Source organism: Hyphomicrobium sp. 802 (assembly GCF_000526135.1).
GTDB lineage: Bacteria > Pseudomonadota > Alphaproteobacteria > Rhizobiales > Hyphomicrobiaceae > Hyphomicrobium_B.
In genome coordinates, this window is sequence record NZ_JAFM01000001.1 from 4,162,274 (window position 1) to 4,179,321 (window position 17,048).

Below are 17,048 nucleotides of genomic sequence, written 5' to 3' on the forward strand. Positions count from 1 at the left end.
CGTACTGCCTCTCAACCGCTAAATCGGATTTCCGCCCGCTTGCCGACCAATTCGGCGAGTGCTCCGAATCGCCGCCGCAGCCTTTCCCCGTCCAGGGCCGCATAAACCGGGGGAAGGGTCAGGACAAGCGCGCCGTCTTCAAAGCTGAGGGGCGTCTGGTCGATGACGCCCGCCATGCCGATCGAGAGCATATGGGCAGCCCGGATCGCCGCACCAAGAATCCGGGCTCGACGCTGCACACGTTTACTAACAAGGCTGCGCAGGCGGTCCGAAAGCCCGGCGCTGCTATCCTCGGATGTCTCGTGGCGGTGAAAAACCGAGAGGGCCAGAAATATCCGCCCCTGGTGGTCCACGCCGCCCAGCCCGGCATGGGCGATGGTGTTGATGCTCTGCTCGCCACGGTAGTCGGGATGCGCCCGCCAGCCGGCATCCGACAACAGGCAGGCTGCGTGTCTCAGGCGTCGTTCATCCGCCGTTTCTTCGAGGGCTGGATCGGAGAAGAGTTGGTCGGTCCAGGCGCAAAGCTCGTAAGCGTGCTCGACCGAACGGGAGCGGAGCGCGGCGTAATCCTCACAGAAACTGATCAGCGGATCGCGCGCTTTCTCGTAGGGCGGCAGAAGTCCGTAGATCAAGCCTTCGCGGATGCCGAACACGGAGAATACGACTTGGCGCGGTTCCATCTGCCGCAACAGGCGCTCCAGCACGAGGGCGCCGAACGGCAGGACTTCGCGGCGGGCCCGGGCGACGCCGGTGATGCCGGGCAAATCGAGCGGCTTCTTGACCTTGCGGAACTGCTCGCACAGGTCGAGCGCTTCGCGCGTGGTCAACCGATAGCCCTGCATGACGCGCAACGGATAATCGACGCGGTCCATCTGCATTTTCGCGAGCGCGCGCCACGTGCCGCCGACGGCATAGAACGTGCGCCCCGTGCCGTTTCTGAGCCAGGGCAAACTTGCCAGCGCGTTGTCGATGATATCGGTCGCGCGTTCGATCTTGTTGCCGGTGGTGTCGATCAGGCGCAGACCGCCGAGCGGCAAGGTCGCGGCTTCCTTAAGGCGATCCTGCTCCAGATCGATCAATTCGAGGCTGCCGCCGCCCAGATCGCCCGCGACGCCGTCGGCATCGATGAAACCCATCATGATGCCCTGGGCGGCGAGGCGAGCTTCCGTTTCGCCAGAGAGGACTTCGATCTTCGCGCCGATCGCCTTCTCGCCACGGGTGATGAAGTCATGGCCATTCTGAGCGTCGCGAACGGCCGCGGTGGCAATCACCATGATGTTCTTGACGCTGAGGATATGCGCGATCACGCGGAAGCGTGACAGGGCCGCGATGGCGCGTTCGACGGCATCGGCCGCGAGACTGCCGGTCGTTGCGACCGAGCGCCCGAGACCGCAAAGGATCTTTTCGTTGAAGACCGGCGTCGGTGCCCGCACGGCGCCTTCATAGACGACAAGGCGCACGGAGTTGGAGCCGATGTCGACAACGGCGATAGGCTCCATTTCTGCGGTGCGCTCATTCGCGCCCGAGATTTCTTTCCACCGTGTCATTCAAGCTCCGGGCCTAACCAGGCTGGCGGAAACGTTGCGGGAAGCTCTCTTTCAGAGACTGTCCGCGGCCCGAAAGCGAAGGATTGGTCATGAAGTACTTATGGGCATTGAAGGCTTCCTCCCCCGGACCCGGTTCGATCCGGGTCGCGCTGCCGTCGGAATTGATCCGCCAGCTCTGCTGGTTGTCTTTCAGGTTCGCAACCATGATCTGATTCAGAACTTGCTCGTGGACTGTCGGATTCTTAATCGGCGCCAAGGCTTCGACGCGCCGGTCAAGATTTCGAGGCATCATATCGGCGGAGCTGATGTAGACGGCGGCCTTGGGGGAAGGCAAGGCCTCTCCATTGGCAAAACAGTAAATGCGCGAGTGTTCAAGAAAGCGGCCGACGATGCTTTTTACGCGGATGTTGCTCGATAGCCCCGGAATCCCCGGACGCAGGCAGCAAATGCCGCGCACGACGAGATCGATCGGCACACCGGCGTTGCTGGCATCATAAAGCGAAGAAATGATCTGCTGATCGACGAGCGCGTTCATTTTCCACCAGATGCCGGACGGTTTTCCCGCCTTCGCATTCCTGATCTCTTCGGCAATGTGCGTCATGATGCGGTTGCGAATGCCGTGCGGGCTCGCGGCCATGCATTCTAGTTCCACAGGCTCACCGTAGCCCGTGACGAAGTTTAGAATGCGCGTGACGTCGCGTGCGACCATCGGGTCGGTCGTGAAGAGGGAAAGGTCCGTATACACACGCGCCGTTTGCGGATGGTAGTTGCCGGTGCCAATGTGGCAGTAAGTCGTGAGGTCGGTGCCTTCGCGGCGGACAACGAAGCCAAGCTTGGCGTGGGTCTTCAATTCGGTGAAGCCGTAGACGACGTGGACGCCCGCACTTTCGAGATCGCGCGCCCAGCGGATGTTCGCCGCTTCGTCAAAGCGCGCCTTGAGCTCAACAACGGCCGTTACCGACTTACCGGCTTCCACGGCTTCTTTCAGCGCCTGAATGATCGGGCTGTCGCGCGAGGTGCGATAGAGCGTCCATTTGATCGCCATGACGTTCGGATCGGCAACGGCCTGGCGCAGGTACTGCACGACGACGTCGAAGCTTTCGTAGGGATGATGGACGAGGATGTCCTTGTTGCGGATCGCGGCGAAACAGTCGCCGGAAAATTCGCGAATGCGTTCGGGAAAGCGGATCGTGAACGGCTTGAACAACAATTCCGGTCGGTCGGAGACGATGAGCTGGGTAGTATCGGCGAGCGCCAGAATACCTTCCTTCACGAAAACGCTTTCATCGCGCACTTCGAGTTCGTCGATGACGAACTTGCGAAGCTTTTCAGGCATGCGTGAATCGATCTCGAGCCGGATGACGTTGCCGCGGCGGCGGCGCTTCAACTGGCTTTCGTAGGAGCGGACGAGATCTTCGGCTTCTTCCTGGAATTCGATATCGCTGTCGCGCAGCACGCGGAACGTGCCCTGGCTCTTGATTTCGAAGCCTGAGAACAGTTCAGACAAATGCATGCCGATGACGTTTTCGAGCTGAATGAAACGCACGTCGTGCGGCTTGTCGGGATGTGTTTCGAGACGAATGAAACGTTCGAGCTGACCGGGAATGGGGATCAGGCCGTTCATGGTCTTGCCGTCGATCGGGCGCACCATGTCCACCGCGATCGTCATGGCCCTGTTGAGGATGAACGGGAACGGATGCGCAGGATCGGCGGCGATGGGCGTCAGGATCGGAAAGATGTGACTCAGAAAGAGCTTTTCCAACCAGGCGCGTTCGCCGTCGGTCAAATCTTCCGGTTGAAGAACATGCAGCCCGGCGGCGCTAAGCTCGTCCTTGATGGTTCGCCAATTCGACTGCTCGTCGGCGACGAGGCCTGTCACAAACTTATTGATGGCGGCGAGCTGCTGCATCGGCGTCATGCCGTCTTGTGACAGCGTCGTGACACCGGCTCGGATCTGGCCATACACGCCCGCCGCGCGCACCATGTAGAATTCGTCGAGGTTGGCGGCGGCGATCGACAGGAAGCGCAACCGTTCGAGAAGCGGGTGCTGCCGATTGCCCGCTTCTTCAAGAACACGGCGATTGAACTGGAGCCACGATAGCTCGCGATTGTAGAAGCGGTCCGGCCCCTCGGGCACGGCTGGAACGTTTGCCTTGCTGCTTCTGCTTTTCACGGTTGCCATGATGGGGAAATGCTCCGAAATCCGGTTCGAGAAATCCATATAGTAGGTTTACACCCAAATGACGAATGGGTGGGTGACAGCCGATTCTTAAGCTGATTCAATAGCCCAGTGCGTCGAGCGTGGCAGCGGCAATCGCGCGCGTCAGCCGCCGCTGCAGGGCGAGCGCCCGGCGGTCCGCCGCCGACACGAACCGTTCTGCCGCCAGCATCGATCGCTCCATGCGAACGAGCACGTAATCGACGAGTTGCGGCTCGACACTCAACTGCCGGTCGGCGAAGAGCTTGACGAGGACGGCGCGCAACAGCGCATCGTCAGGCGGATCGATGGTCGCGAGCGGCAGGGCTTTCAGACGGGAGCGGAAGTCCGGCAGGGTGATCGGGAGATCGCCCGGCGCCGTATCCGTCGTCAGCAGAATCTGCAGCCGCTGCTCGCGCACAAGGTTCAAGAGGTGAAACAGCGCAGCTTCGTCAGCGGCGTTCTGGATGTCCTCGATCAGAACCGCGCCGGCTGCCGCAACCTTGGGAACGGTTTCGCGCGAGATCTGGGATGCCTCGAACGCCGTCGCGCCAGCGCGCGTCAGCCAGACGTTCGCAAGATGGGTTTTTCCGCTGCCCTTGGCGCCCGCGATAACCGCCGCGCCGATGGGCCAATCGGGCCAACGATCGACAAGGCTCACCGCGGCCGCGTTCGACTCTGAGACGAGAAAATCTTCAAGTCCCATTGCCGCGCGGTGGGGAAGTTCAAAGACAAGCTGCTGTGGCGTCGTGGTCATGGGCTAGGGTTGCTGCGGATCCTTTGGCGCCGCTTCGACCTCTCCCTGATAGACAGAGGAGTTGAGATACTTTCGGAGCGCGAAACGTACGAGCACGCCGATTGCGGCGGAAACCGGCACGGCAACGAGAAGACCTAAAAATCCGAACAGATAGCTGAAGGTCAACAGCGCAAAAATTACCCAGACAGGATGAAGCCCGACTTCGGAGCCGATAATGTAGGGGCTCAGGATCGCAGATTCGAGCGCCTGTCCGACGAGTAGGATGCCGACAATGACCAGGATGGGCGTGAACTCGGGCCAATACTGAACTATCGCAAGCAGCATGGCCGTTATTGCGCCAATCGACCATCCGAATACAGGAATGAAGGACGCGAGCCCTGTCGCCACGCCGACGAGAAGGCCGTAATTCAGTCCAGCCACGCTGTAGGCGCCCGCGTAGTAGATTGCGAGCAGAATGCAAACGACGCCTTGGCCGCGGATGAAAGCCGAGATGCGTGAATCGATTTCAGTGGCGAGTCCACGAATCTCATCGGCTCCGTCGCGGGGCAGCCAGGAATCGATTTTCGCTACGATGCTGGGCCAATCAAGGAGCACGTAGAAAAAGACGACCGGCGTGATGAGCACGACCGTAAAAAAGTTGTAGGCGGCAGTGCCTTGATTCCAGATGCTTCCCGCAAAGCTTGCGAGCAATGATGGAACGGCCTTGCTGAGGCTGTCCAGAGCGTTGCGAACCGTTGCCTCCGCCTCAGGATAGTGGGGTCCGAGATGGTCGCGCGCAGTGGTTTCAATCAGTGACTTCAGGCGGTCGATTGCTCCTGGCGCAGACTCGATGAAACCCGCCGCCTGTTGAAAGAGAATGGGGACGACGAAGACGAGCGCTAAAATGATCAGCAAAGTCGAAAACGTGAGCAGCAGGATCGTCGCGATCCAGCGCGGAATACCGATGCGGCCCATCGCATCGACGACGGGGCTCAGAAAGTAGGCGAGCGTCAGACCGATGGCGAACGGCAGCAATGCCGGAGCGATGAGCTGCACGATATAGGCAAACAGCAACGCCGTCGCCGTCCAGAACAGCGCGTGCCGCTCAAAATGCATAGCTCCCGATCCTCACCCAATTGCCGAAGCACCCCGAACAGCATGGCCTTAAATGCTCAGCTTTTCGAGCCGGGAGTTTCGTATACCGTCATGTGCCGCAGCCAGACGCGCAAATAAGCAACGAGGGAGGCGACCGTGGTGGCTGCGGCGAGCAAGGTTAGCAGTTGTACCGGCCCTTTCAGCCTCAGACCGAACGCTTCATCGGCAAGCACGGTTCCGGCCAGCACGATTTGAGCAACAGTGTTCATCTTGCTAATGGCGAGTGGCTTCATCGGCGTGGGGTGGTCGAGAAGCCAAGACAGGACGACGGCGATGACGATCAGCACGTCGCGCGATACGACCAGGATCACCAGCCACGACGGCAGGCGGCCCGTCACGCCCAGCGCCACGAAGATGCAGACGATCAGCAATTTATCAGCTAGCGGATCGAGATAAGCGCCAAGCTCGGTTTCCCAATTGAAGCGCTTGGCCAAGAAGCCATCGACCGCATCGGAAATACCGGCGACGACGAATGCCAGAAATGCCGCTTGCAGCTCACCGGTCAGCAAAAGCCAGAAGACCACAGGTACGAGGATAACCCGACCGAGCGTAATTAAATTTGGAATGCTCACGCCGTTATTGACCCCGTCTCTCCCTGCAACCCGGCCGTCTCGATATCCGGGCGGCGCGAACCTACCCTCTCGACGTTTGTCTCGTCGAGAACAACCTCCTTTGCAGTGCGATAAAACAAAAGGGAGAAACACGCATCGTTCCCCGTGCGACGACGCGATCTGCGGTAGGTCAGAGTTTTATATTTTCTATGTTTTTCAGTAACTTGGACGAAGAACCCAACCGGAGGATGTGTTTGCGAGGCTTAACCCACGAGCGCCCAGCGCGTTCGCAAGACTTGCCGCGCCGCCGGGATATTTAAGTGACACGTCGGCGCTTCGGTCTGACACGGACCCGATATTCAGGGCGTCGACGCCGGGCGTGTCGAGAAGTTGCCCACGCATCTCGTCCCACTGATCGGAATTGCCGAAGACCACGGTCAACCTCACGTCTTCGCCGCTGCCGGTCGTCGAGGCGGCCCAGACAGGCATGTTCGAAGGCGGCGCAGCTGCCGTGTCGAGGACGCCGGCTTTGACCGCCTTCCAGCGTCCTTCCAAGATGCCGAGCGAGATGACAGCCGCCAACTGCGAGGCGTAATCGAGATCACCGTCGTTAATGCGATACACCCGCTTCAACAAAAGTCCGCCGACGGCGTCACTGCCCGCGATCGTTACGTTGAGCCGCTTGGCCGCCATGTCCGGCTCGGCAATGGCGAGAACGACTAGGCCCTCACCGTACTCGGCTTTGAGCTTCTGCAATGCGCTGTCCTGGCCGGACATCAGCGCGGTTATCGTGTCGGTCTGGATCGAGGGCTTCAAATCCTTCATGACGACAGGCGTAATCGTGTGCGTGAGATCGAGGCTCGACCAAGCGCGGTGCCACAGGCCTCTGTCGTTGCTCGCCGTTGGCGGGGTGCCCTGCAAGAGCACCGTCACGACCGTCACCGGCGGGGCCTGCTGATCGACGAAGGGAATGCCCTGCTGCGTCAGAAGTGAACGCACGCCGTCCGGCTGAAACGAGAAATCGAGGCCGGCATAGTAGGTCGTCGAGGAATTGCGTTCCGAACGCACCGAGATGCCCGAGATGAGATCCCCTGCCTTCACGTCGCGGAGCCGATCCAACTGCTTATACGCGGTGACAGGAACCAGGCGCTTCAACAGCGAGCGAAACGCGGCCTGCTGGCCTTCGCTCATGGCCTGCTCCTTGGCGGCAACCGCATTGGCGGCCGTCGCCTCGACAGGGTAGTTCCCGACCGTGTACGGGGCGTCGGCATCGGCGCGCGCGGGCGCGACATCAAAGCCTGCCAGAACGGACGAAATCAGAATAGCAATGGCGAGGCAGCGGCTCGCAAGCACCGTTAATCCCCCATCTTTGTCGTGTTGCAGGGCCACTCAAGCCGGCAAGACCAGCGCTGCGACATCCCGTGGAACCCAGAGGTCAGTGCTTCGTTTGCTCTCAGGTCCAGTCGCTGCTACGACCCCCATGACGGGTTGGCAATGGGGCAAAAGTGAGTTTAACCCAACCTTCTCCCCGCTGCGATGCTTCGAGACAGCACCGCCCGTTGCATCCTGCATTCAAACGACGACGAGGATTGATGTCCGCGGCTGATCAAAATTCGCAGAAACCCATCACCTACGCCGACGCGGGTGTCGATATTGACGCAGGAAATGCGCTTGTCGCAGCTATCAAACCGCTGGCGAAGGCGACAAGCCGTCCGGGCGCCGACGTCGACCTCGGCGGGTTCGGCGGCCTCTTCGATCTGAAACGCACCGGCTTTCGCGATCCGATCCTGGTCGCTGCAAACGACGGCGTCGGTACGAAGCTCAAGATCGCGATCGACACGGGGCGGCACGCGACCATCGGCATCGACCTCGTCGCGATGTGCGTCAACGATCTTGTCGTGCAGGGCGCGGAGCCGCTTTTCTTTCTCGATTATTTCGCGGTCGGGAAGCTCGACGTGAACGTGGCGCGCGATGTCATCGCGGGAATTGCGGAAGGCTGCCGGCTTGCGGGCTGCGCGCTGATCGGTGGTGAGACGGCGGAGATGCCCGGCGTCTACAAAGGCGGCGATTACGATCTCGCTGGGTTCTCGGTCGGTGCGGTCGAACGCGACGAAATTCTGCCGCGCGCCGATGTCGGCGTCGGCGATATTCTAATCGGCCTTAAATCATCGGGCGTGCATTCGAACGGCTACAGCCTCGTGCGCAAGCTTGTCGAGCACGCCAAGCTCGACTGGAACGCGCCCGCGCCGTTTGCCCATTCGCAAAACGAGTCGTTGTCGGAAGCGCTGCTGACGCCGACGCGGATCTACGTCAAACCGCTCATCAATGCGATCCGCGCGACGGGCGGCTCGGGCTTGAAGGGCGCGATCAAGGCGCTGTCGCACATCACCGGCGGCGGACTTTCGGAGAACGTGCCACGGGTCATGCCGAAGGACGTTGCGGCCCGGATCGACCTGTCGTCATTCACAGCGCCGGGGGTGTTCGAATGGCTGGCGAAGACGGGCAACATTCCGGACGCGGAGCTGCTGCGCACGTTCAACTGCGGCATCGGCATGATCGCAATCGTATCGAAGGCGCGCGCTGACGATGTGATCGCGGCGCTGACATCGGCGGGTGAAGAGCCTGTCGTCATCGGCGACGTTATTCCGCCGACAGGTGAAAAATCGGAAGCCAAAGGTAAGGGCGAAGCCTGGGCCGTGAAGTACGACGGCAAGCTGCGGTTTTCCTGATCGTCGAGCCGATGGATCTCCGCGGCTTGAGCCGCCTTTCACGGCAGCGCGAACACCGTCAGTGTGCCGCCGAGACCTGTATAGCTCGATAGAGAAGCAAAGCCGCCGACGGCGCCGGAACCGTCTTCCGGATCGGTCAATCCGGCGGCGAGGCCGATGCCCGCCCATCCACCGACGCCTGAGAGGACGGCGACATATTGCTTGCCGTCGTGCATGTAGGTCATCGGATTGCCGACGATGCCGGACGGCGTCTTGAACTTGAAAAGTTCCTTGCCGGTCTTCTGGTCTACCGCTTTCAGATAGCCTTCTAGCGTGCCGTAAAAGACGATGCCGCCCGCCGTCGTCAGCGCACCCGACCACACGGCGAAGCGTTCCGGCTTCGACCACACGGTTTTGCCTTTGGCGCCGTCCCACGCGATGAAAGCCCCTGTGTTGCCGTTGGCGCCGGGCGCGGGAAACATCGTCAACGTCGCGCCGACATAGGGCTGCCCGACCTGATAGGAGACCTTGAAGGCTTCCATATCCATGCAGAGGCGCGTGACCGGAACGTAGAACAAGCCGGTGAGCGGTGAATAGGCGGCGGGCTGCTGGTTCTTTGCGCCCATCGACGAGGGACAAATGCCTTTCGTCACATCGTCCGTTCCCGTCTCGAAGGGCGAGAACTTTTTATTGATGAGCGGGCGTCCGTATTGCGGATCGCTCTTGTCCGTCACGACTTTCGTCGCCCAATTGACGTCCGGCTCGAATTTTTCCGCGACGAGCAGTTCGCCAGTCACGCGGTCCAACGTATAGCCGAAGCCGTTACGGTCGAAGTGGGTCAGCGCCTTGCGCTTGACGCCATCGATATCGAGGTCGGTCAAGATAGGTTCATTGACGCCGTCATAGTCCCACTCATCGAACGGGGTCATCTGATAGACCCACTTGGCGATGCCGGTGTCGGCGTCACGGGCGAAAATCGTCTGCGACCATTTCTGGTCGATGCGCTTACCGCCGGGCCCTGCGCGCTGCACCGGGTTCCATGTAGAAGGATTGCCGGAGCCATAGTAAACCAGATTGAGAGCCGGATCGTAGGCCATGTAGCCCCAGACCGGTCCGCCGCCGATCTTCCATTGGTCACCGTTCCAAGTCTTGAGCGAGGAATCCTTGCCGACCGGCTTGCCGAGCGACGTTGTTTTGTCGGGGTCGATCAGCATGTCGGCGTCCGGTCCCATCGAATAGGCGCGCCAGACGCGATGGCCGGAATTCAAATCGTAGGCGGTGATGTAGCAGCGGACGCCAAACTCGCCGCCCGAGACACCGACGATCACCTTGTCTTTCACGACGAGCGGCGCACCGGTTCCTGACGCGCCATTCTTCGGATCGTCTTCCTTGACCTTCCAGATTTCCACGCCGGTCTTGGCATCGAGCGCGATGAGCGAAGTATCCGCCGTATGCACGAGGATTTTGCCCTCGGCATACTGCACTCCGCGGTCTACCGTGTCGCAACACATCACGGCAGCGGCGAACGGATCCTGCTTGGGCTGGTACTTCCAGAGAATCTTCTGCTCATGCGCGAGGTCGAGCGCCATCACGACGTTCGGAAACGGCGTCACGAGGTACATGACATCGCCAATGACCAGCGGGCCGCCTTCGTGGCCTCGTAACACGCCGGTCGAGAACGTCCACGCGACGCGAAGGTCGCCGACGTTCGAGGCGTTGATCTGATCGAGCTTCGAATAGCGGTGGCCGCTGTAGTCTCCCGATTGGATCGCCCAGTTGGCGGGATCGCTGGCGAGAGCTTGGACATCCTGGTTCGCTGACGCCTGGGCCGCGAAGCCTAATGCCGCCAAGACGGCCACGAGGCCCAAACACTTCCTCATTCCAATTCCTCCCGAGATCCGGCTTGATCTCGGGCCCGGCATATCAGGACCCAAGAGCCGGGCGTACCAGACTTTTGTCGGCCGGAGATGAAAACGCGGCAAGCTGAAGCGCCTACGGGGAAAATCCCGCAATTGCGTTGTTACTCGCGTCGCGCATTAACGACTTGCAATCCGGCGGTCAGAGAACTGCCACGGAACTGAAAAATTCCGCGTCTACTCACGCCGCTCCGTAAACTATACAGGAGCACCCACATGGCTGGCCGTACCTCAGACCTCGCTGTGGGCGAAATCATCGAGATCAAATATCGCGTGCCGCGTCCGGCATTCGACGGGCTGGCGGACGAGCAATTTTCCGACCGCTGGATCATGGCCGAGATCATCCATCAGGATGAGGACGCGCCGCCGATCGCCCGTCTCGCCGACGGGCAGTTTACCGATATCCGCGCCTATATGACGTGGCGCCGGATCGCCCAGCTTAGCGCGACTGACGCCGCACGATGCAAGTCTTGAGGCTTCCTAGAGGTTAAATTGCAGATTGTTCGTGCAATTCCCGCCAACTGTCACACAATCGAAAAATGCTGAGGTCAGAAGCGGATTAAAATACGCCGCTAGATAGATTCGGACCTGCTTCTCGTCATGCTCTCTGGCCCGCCCGGCGACCTTGCGGATCGCGCCGCTTCCTGCCTGTCATCGGCGCGGCGCCCCAACATCGAGGTAGCGTGATGCGAATTTTCATCGCCACCGACGCTTGGAAGCCGCAGGTCAACGGTGTGGTGCGCACCTACGAGAACCTGAAGCGCGAGCTTGAAGCCGCGGGCCACATGGTCACGATCCTATCGCCGTTGGATTTCGCGACGCTGCCGTGTCCCGGCTATCGCGAGATCCGGTTGGCGCTGGCGCGGCGGTCGCAGGTTGCCGCGCTGCTGAAAGAGGGCAATTACGATCACGTGCATATCGCGACGGAAGGGCCGATCGGGCTTGCTACGCGCGGCGTCTGCCTGCGCAAGGGCATTCGCTTCACGACGTCGTTCCATACGCGGTTTCCGGAATACATCGAGGCCTACACCGGCCTGCCGGCGTGGATCAGCTACGCGTTTCAGCGTTGGTTTCACCGGCCCGGCATCGGCATGTTCGTGGCAACGCGATCGCTGAAGACGGAATTGTCGGGACGCGGGTTCCGGCGGCTGATGCTGTGGTCGCGCGGCGTCGATACTGCGCAATTCAAGCCGCGCGCGAAAATGCGCGACGCGGGTGACGCCGGCGCCAAAGCCGGACCGACGTTTCTCTACGTCGGCCGCGTCTCGCGCGAAAAGAATGTCGAGGCGTTCCTCAATCTCGATCTGCCGGGCCGAAAGGTCGTTGTCGGCGACGGGCCGATCCTCGGGCTTCTGCGGAGCCGGTATCCCGATGTCGTCTTCAAGGGCGCCAAGACGGGCGAAGATCTGGCACAGGAATATTCCAACGCCGACGTGTTCGTGTTTCCGAGCCGCACCGACACGTTCGGCTTGGTGCTGCTCGAAGCCATGGCTTCAGGCCTCGGCGTTGCGGCCTATCCAGTGACGGGTCCGATCGATGTCGTGACGCCCGGCGTGACCGGCTGCCTCGATGATGACCTGCGGGCGGCGGCACTCGCCGCGTTGAAGCTCGACCGCGATCAGGTGCGGGTGCAGGCTATGCGGCACGACTGGTCGCGCGTCGCCAATCTTTTCCTAGCGAACATCTATCAGGCGCGACGGGCAGCAGGGCTTGGCAAGCGTCTTGTCAAAGCACACGCGGCGAAACACCTGCATATCAAGCCGCGGGCGACGGCGCGCCCGATCAGCTGATCGTTTCTCGCGGGGCGCAAACAAAAAAGCCGGAGCAACGCTCCGGCCTTTCGTTATCCTGATGTGTCGTGCGATCAGCGACGGTCGTCAAAGTCGCCCAGACGATTGAAGCAATCCTGAAGTCCCTGAGACCGGAAGAGCTGATCGCGTGCCAAGTCGGCGCGCCGAGCCCATCTGCACCAGCGAAAATGGTTGCGGGTATCAGTATCCCATTGCGGACCACGGAAACCACAGCGATAGCGGATATTGGCATCAGCCTGAACCTGCGCGATGCGGGCATAGACTTCGCAGCTCGCGCGTTTGCCTTCGACATCGCCACGGCGATCGTCCTTGCCGAAGCGGAAGCTGAAGCCGCGATCATCCAGCCGAATGGCCTGAGATGTGGCGGTCCCGGCAGTTCCTGCGATGATGATAGCAGCCAGGATGATCCTTGAGCTGAGCATGTTTTCTCCTCGTTCTTTGACGCTCGCGCCTATACGAGGAGAATTTGGCCTGACTGTTGCGCTAACATGGCGTCATCGCGGTGCGCATCGAAAACGAAGTTCACTGCCGATTGCGGGCGAGCGCATTCATCCGTTGACGTCTTCGTTGCGCCCTTTAAGCGGCGACGACTTGCGAAGCGCCGGCGTGCGCGGCGTCGCCTGCCGGCCCGCCGAGGAGCTTCTTGATAATCTCGACGGCGTTGGCGGCGCCGTCTTCCTGCTCCATGGCGCGGCCAATCTCGGCGGCCCTCAGCGCATACGATGGATTGGTCGCCACGTCGCGGATGCGGGCCGTCAGCGCCTCAAGCGTCCAGTCCTGGATCGGGAGCTGATCCGGCCCGGCGCCGAGCTGGAAGATCCGATGGCCCCAGTATTTTTGATCCATCATAAAGGGACCGACGAAGCTTGGACGTCCGGCACGCAAGGCCGACGTCGTCGTGCCGAGGCCGCCATGATGGACGACGGCGCCGACTTCGCGGAACAGTTTATCGTGCGGTACGAACTGGTCGATCAGATGGAAGTTGCTGGATAATGGCACGCTATCGAACTCGCCGCGCCCCTTGCCGAGGATCGCACGCTGTCCGGCTGCTTCGCAGGCGCGCAAGATCATCTCGGTGCGTTCAAGGCCAAGCGCGGGCATGCTGCCGAAGCCGACGTAGATCGGACGCGGTCCGGCGGCCAGAAACTCCGCGAGCTTGCCGGATGGACGCCAATTCGGCGCCTCATCGCGGAACCAGTAACCTGTGAAGTAGATCTCGTCGCCTTCCGTGCTCGCGCGCGGCTGCAGAACTGGGCTGACGGGGTAGAGAACGGACGCACGCTTGCCGTGGACGCGATGCGGATGCTTCATCCAGAACGACCGGCCAAGGCCCAGCGACTTGCGGATCTCGCCGATGACACGCCGATAGGCCAGCCGCTGCAGTCCGAGCGTCTTGTAGCCGTACCGGTTCCAGGCCGGGATGCCGGTTCCGGGAATGACCGACAACAGGTTTTCGGCCGACGGCGAAACGGAGCCGAGACCGGCCATGACGGCGGGGATGTTTCGTGCTTCGGCGATTTCACCGGCGACCGAGATGACGGGATGGAAAATCATGGCATCGGCATCCGCCGTGGCCGCGACGGAATCGAGAAGGATGCTCTCAAACAGCGATCGCATGTCGGGGCCCGGGCTCAGCCATTTCTTGACCGTGACCAGCGTGTGGGCGCCGGCGATCTCCGCCATTTCGCCCTCTTTCATGAACTTCGAAAAATCCGTGCCGCAGCGGCGCGCTTCGAGCCCCTTGCTGCGGACGTAGTCCATGAAGTCTTCGGGAGCTGCGACGCTGACTTCGTAGCCAGCCTCTTTGAGCGCCAAGCCGAGGGCAACCATGGGCCCGACGTCGCCCAGCGTTCCAACGGTAAGCAATGAAATCCGGCGTGCCATTTCGACCCGATTTTGCAGATAACTGACCGCCGCGCGGCAGAAGCGCCGCTGACGTATCAGTCGCCCATTTCTGCGATCGTGGCCCCCGATCCCTTTCAGAATGCGTAAGGTGACACCCTGCTGCAACAACGGTCGTCAACCATGGCTAACAAACCCTGCGGCTCGTGGCGTTCATGTCTCACCTCAGATGCACTCGCGCACCGAAGCCTGCTCTGCTATTCCGGGCGGCCATGAGCACCAAGAAACGCACCGCCATTTTGATCTCCGGCCGCGGCTCGAACATGCAGTCGCTGGTGGCTGCTGCACGCGCCCCCGACTATCCGGCCGAGATCGTGCTTGTCGCTTCGAACCGGCCCGATGCCGCGGGTATCGCGTGGGCAGTGGAGCAGGGGCTGCCGACGGTCATTATCGACCACAAGGGCTACGGGTCACGAGCGGCGTTCGAGCGGGCGCTCCAGTCGGCGCTTGATACGCACCATGTCGAGCTTGTCGCGCTCGCGGGCTTCATGCGGCTGATGACGCCCGAATTCGTCGCGCATTGGCAGAATCGGATGATCAACATCCATCCGTCTCTGCTGCCGAGCTTCAAGGGCCTGCACACGCACGAGCAGGCTATTGCGGCTGGCGTGAAGATCGCGGGATGCACGGTTCATTATGTCCGGCCGGAGATGGATGCCGGTCCAATCATCGCGCAGGCGGCCGTTCCAGTCCTATCGAGTGATACCGCGGAGACACTCGCGGACAAGATCCTCAAAGTAGAACACCGAGTTTACCCGGCAGCGTTAAGACTTGTCGCCGCAGGGCAGGTATGCTGCGAAGGTGAGAAAATTGTTATATCTTCGGAAGTTAGCGAAACGAACCCACTGTACTCTCCAGTGATCTGATCCACAGCGTCATTTGCTGGTTACCTTGCACTGGCCGTCGCATGGACAGGCACCCCCCAAACCGTGGTATTTCTATGGCTTCCGGAGAGGGAGATCCGGCGACCGAAGTGCAGCGCGAGCCCGATGGGCGCACGAAGCGCCCGCAAGGCTGATACGCGCACCGCTCCTCCGGTCCCGAATGGAGAATGCCTATGGAAACGACCCCCAGCCACACCCTGGGTCTCGGCGACGAATCTAGCATCTGGTTCAACCTGACGCCGCTATTGCGCGGCGATCCGGATAACCCGATGCGCATTCTGATGCAGATGATGGACCGTTACGGTCCTGTCCTGCCGGTCAATATGGCCAATCAACGTGTCGTGCTTATTTCAGAGCCTGAATATTTCAAGCACGTGCTGGTCACTAAAGCCGACAACTACATCAAATACTTCGACGGCCTGAAGCCGATCTTCGGCAAGTCGATGATCACGAACGACGGTGCGCTCTGGCAGAAGATCCGGATGCCGCAGCAGCCCGCGTTCCACCCCGACATGTTCGCCGAGTACATTCCGTACTTCCTGCGCGCGATCGATACGAAGATGGCGCTCTGGGCCGACCTTGCAAAAAGCGGCGAGACGGTCGAGATGGTCGAGCAGACGTGGACGCTCGCAGCCGACATGATCTGCAAGGCGCTGTTTGACCGCGATATGCCGTTCAATCCGCACGTCGTGTTCAAGTGCGTGAAAACCTATACCGACGTCATGAACCATCGCGACATCCGTCTGCGCAAGCAGGCAGGTGAAGTCTTCGAGATGACGGACGAAGATCCGGCGAAGGCGATGGAAGTGTGGGCGAGCGTGCCCCCGGCCGTCATGGGCGCCGATCCGCGCGAGATGCGCGAGCGCACGCTGCTGAAGATGATCGAGGCGACGGTTGCCGATCCTTCCGTTCCGGAATTCGACCAGCAGCAGGCCATCGACGAGCTGAAACAGTATCTGTGGGCGGGCACCGAGACGACGGCTTTGACGCTGGCGTGGGCGCTGTATGAGACGTCGCGCCGTCCGGAAATGGCGGAGCGCATCCGGCAGGAAGGCGAGCAGGTCTACGGGGATCGCGAACCGACGGCGGCGGACTATTCCGGCCTCGCCTATACGCGCGCCGTCATCCAGGAAACGATGCGAATCTATCCGCCGGTCTGGAGCCTCATCCGCATCGCAGCGGCCGAAGACGAAATCGGCGGCGTGAAGATCAACCCAGGTGACCGCGTGTCGATCTTCAGCTACGGCGCGCACCACAATCCGAAATTCTGGCCCGAACCCGAATCCTTCCAGCCTGAGCGCTGGATGGCGGGCAACGCCAAGAAGCAGGTAAAGTACAGCTATCTGCCGTTCGGCGCTGGTAAGCGTTCGTGCATTGGCGGCGCGATGAGCCAAGTCGAGAACACGCTGGCGCTGTCGCGTCTCCTGCGGCGCTTCCGTCCCGAGTATGTCGGCAAGGATCCGGCTGGGCTCAACGCGACGGTGACGCTGACGCCGAAGGGCGGCTTGAAATTCAAAATCCACGAGCTGAGCTGACGCTTGTTGCCAGCGAATGGACGTTGAGATGCAGAATGGCCGGGAGATCGTCCCGGCCATTTTCTTTTTCAGAACTTTTCAGCCGGATTTGCACTCAAGTCGTGCG

General features: G+C 61.0%; 14 protein-coding genes. 6 read left to right on the top strand and 8 right to left on the bottom strand.

Annotated elements, in window-relative coordinates:
- Positions 1 to 11 precede the first annotated feature (11 nt).
- From HYP802_RS0121060 to HYP802_RS0121085, 6 genes are all read right to left on the bottom strand, one after another.
- Positions 12 to 1,460, bottom strand: coding sequence for a Ppx/GppA phosphatase family protein (locus HYP802_RS0121060; RefSeq protein ID WP_245261519.1), 1,449 nt, complete (start codon positions 1,458 to 1,460; stop codon positions 12 to 14).
- 100 nt (positions 1,461 to 1,560) lie between these two features.
- Positions 1,561 to 3,729: an RNA degradosome polyphosphate kinase gene (locus HYP802_RS0121065; RefSeq protein WP_013949714.1), complete on the bottom strand. Its 2,169-nt coding sequence runs from the start codon at positions 3,727 to 3,729 to the stop codon at positions 1,561 to 1,563.
- 97 nt (positions 3,730 to 3,826) lie between these two features.
- Positions 3,827 to 4,501 (bottom strand): DnaA/Hda family protein, encoded by a 675-nt coding sequence (locus HYP802_RS0121070; protein WP_013949715.1) that lies wholly within the window; start codon positions 4,499 to 4,501, stop codon positions 3,827 to 3,829.
- Positions 4,502 to 4,504: 3 nt separating this feature from the next.
- Positions 4,505 to 5,596: an AI-2E family transporter gene (locus HYP802_RS0121075; RefSeq protein ID WP_013949716.1), complete on the bottom strand. Its 1,092-nt coding sequence runs from the start codon at positions 5,594 to 5,596 to the stop codon at positions 4,505 to 4,507.
- Positions 5,597 to 5,652: 56 nt separating this feature from the next.
- Positions 5,653 to 6,207, bottom strand: a complete 555-nt coding sequence (locus HYP802_RS0121080; RefSeq protein WP_013949717.1) for a CDP-alcohol phosphatidyltransferase family protein — start codon at positions 6,205 to 6,207, stop codon at positions 5,653 to 5,655.
- Between the two features lie 195 nt (positions 6,208 to 6,402).
- Positions 6,403 to 7,539, bottom strand: a complete 1,137-nt coding sequence (locus tag HYP802_RS0121085) for a DUF2066 domain-containing protein (RefSeq protein ID WP_013949718.1) — start codon at positions 7,537 to 7,539, stop codon at positions 6,403 to 6,405.
- Between the two features lie 239 nt (positions 7,540 to 7,778).
- On the opposite strand from HYP802_RS0121085, the gene purM reads away from it, so the two are divergent.
- Positions 7,779 to 8,915: a phosphoribosylformylglycinamidine cyclo-ligase gene (purM, locus tag HYP802_RS0121090; protein ID WP_013949720.1), complete on the top strand. Its 1,137-nt coding sequence runs from the start codon at positions 7,779 to 7,781 to the stop codon at positions 8,913 to 8,915.
- Positions 8,916 to 8,953: 38 nt separating this feature from the next.
- Here the strand turns inward: purM and HYP802_RS0121095 are convergent, their stop codons facing one another.
- Positions 8,954 to 10,774, bottom strand: coding sequence for a methanol/ethanol family PQQ-dependent dehydrogenase (locus HYP802_RS0121095; protein WP_013949721.1), 1,821 nt, complete (start codon positions 10,772 to 10,774; stop codon positions 8,954 to 8,956).
- A gap of 252 nt (positions 10,775 to 11,026) precedes the next feature.
- Here HYP802_RS0121095 and HYP802_RS0121100 point away from each other — a divergent pair, with 252 nt between their 5' ends.
- The 3 genes from HYP802_RS0121100 (at position 11,027) to HYP802_RS0121110 (ending at position 13,034) form a co-directional block, all read left to right on the top strand.
- Complete coding sequence (locus HYP802_RS0121100) at positions 11,027 to 11,284, top strand: hypothetical protein (protein ID WP_013949722.1); 258 nt, start codon at positions 11,027 to 11,029, stop codon at positions 11,282 to 11,284.
- 212 nt (positions 11,285 to 11,496) lie between these two features.
- Positions 11,497 to 12,600: a glycosyltransferase family 1 protein gene (locus HYP802_RS0121105; RefSeq protein ID WP_013949723.1), complete on the top strand. Its 1,104-nt coding sequence runs from the start codon at positions 11,497 to 11,499 to the stop codon at positions 12,598 to 12,600.
- Positions 12,601 to 12,668: 68 nt separating this feature from the next.
- Entirely contained in the window at positions 12,669 to 13,034 is a 366-nt protein-coding gene (locus HYP802_RS0121110) for a hypothetical protein (protein WP_024276483.1), read from the top strand.
- Between the two features lie 163 nt (positions 13,035 to 13,197).
- On the opposite strand, the gene HYP802_RS0121115 is transcribed toward HYP802_RS0121110, so the two are convergent.
- Positions 13,198 to 14,505: a glycosyltransferase gene (locus HYP802_RS0121115; RefSeq protein WP_081741012.1), complete on the bottom strand. Its 1,308-nt coding sequence runs from the start codon at positions 14,503 to 14,505 to the stop codon at positions 13,198 to 13,200.
- A 230-nt stretch (positions 14,506 to 14,735) separates the two neighbouring features.
- Here HYP802_RS0121115 and purN point away from each other — a divergent pair, with 230 nt between their 5' ends.
- Complete coding sequence (gene purN, locus HYP802_RS0121120; protein ID WP_024276485.1) at positions 14,736 to 15,389, top strand: phosphoribosylglycinamide formyltransferase; 654 nt, start codon at positions 14,736 to 14,738, stop codon at positions 15,387 to 15,389.
- A gap of 191 nt (positions 15,390 to 15,580) precedes the next feature.
- On the top strand, positions 15,581 to 16,942 hold the full coding sequence (locus HYP802_RS0121125; protein WP_013949727.1) for a cytochrome P450: 1,362 nt from the start codon (positions 15,581 to 15,583) through the stop codon (positions 16,940 to 16,942).
- Positions 16,943 to 17,048: the final 106 nt, after the last annotated feature.

Excerpts from the sequence above, each read along its gene's own strand:
- HYP802_RS0121070 (WP_013949715.1), bottom strand. The coding sequence starts at position 4,501 with ATGACCACGACGCCACAGCAGCTTGTCTTTGAACTTCCCCACCGCGCG.
- HYP802_RS0121105 (WP_013949723.1), top strand. The coding sequence starts at position 11,497 with ATGCGAATTTTCATCGCCACCGACGCTTGGAAGCCGCAGGTCAACGGT.
- HYP802_RS0121100 (WP_013949722.1), top strand. The coding sequence starts at position 11,027 with ATGGCTGGCCGTACCTCAGACCTCGCTGTGGGCGAAATCATCGAGATC.
- HYP802_RS0121095 (WP_013949721.1), bottom strand. The coding sequence starts at position 10,774 with ATGAGGAAGTGTTTGGGCCTCGTGGCCGTCTTGGCGGCATTAGGCTTC.
- HYP802_RS0121115 (WP_081741012.1), bottom strand. The coding sequence starts at position 14,505 with ATGGCACGCCGGATTTCATTGCTTACCGTTGGAACGCTGGGCGACGTC.
- purM (WP_013949720.1), top strand. The coding sequence starts at position 7,779 with ATGTCCGCGGCTGATCAAAATTCGCAGAAACCCATCACCTACGCCGAC.
- purN (WP_024276485.1), top strand. The coding sequence starts at position 14,736 with ATGAGCACCAAGAAACGCACCGCCATTTTGATCTCCGGCCGCGGCTCG.
- HYP802_RS0121065 (WP_013949714.1), bottom strand. The coding sequence starts at position 3,729 with ATGGCAACCGTGAAAAGCAGAAGCAGCAAGGCAAACGTTCCAGCCGTG.
- HYP802_RS0121075 (WP_013949716.1), bottom strand. The coding sequence starts at position 5,596 with ATGCATTTTGAGCGGCACGCGCTGTTCTGGACGGCGACGGCGTTGCTG.
- HYP802_RS0121125 (WP_013949727.1), top strand. The coding sequence starts at position 15,581 with ATGGAAACGACCCCCAGCCACACCCTGGGTCTCGGCGACGAATCTAGC.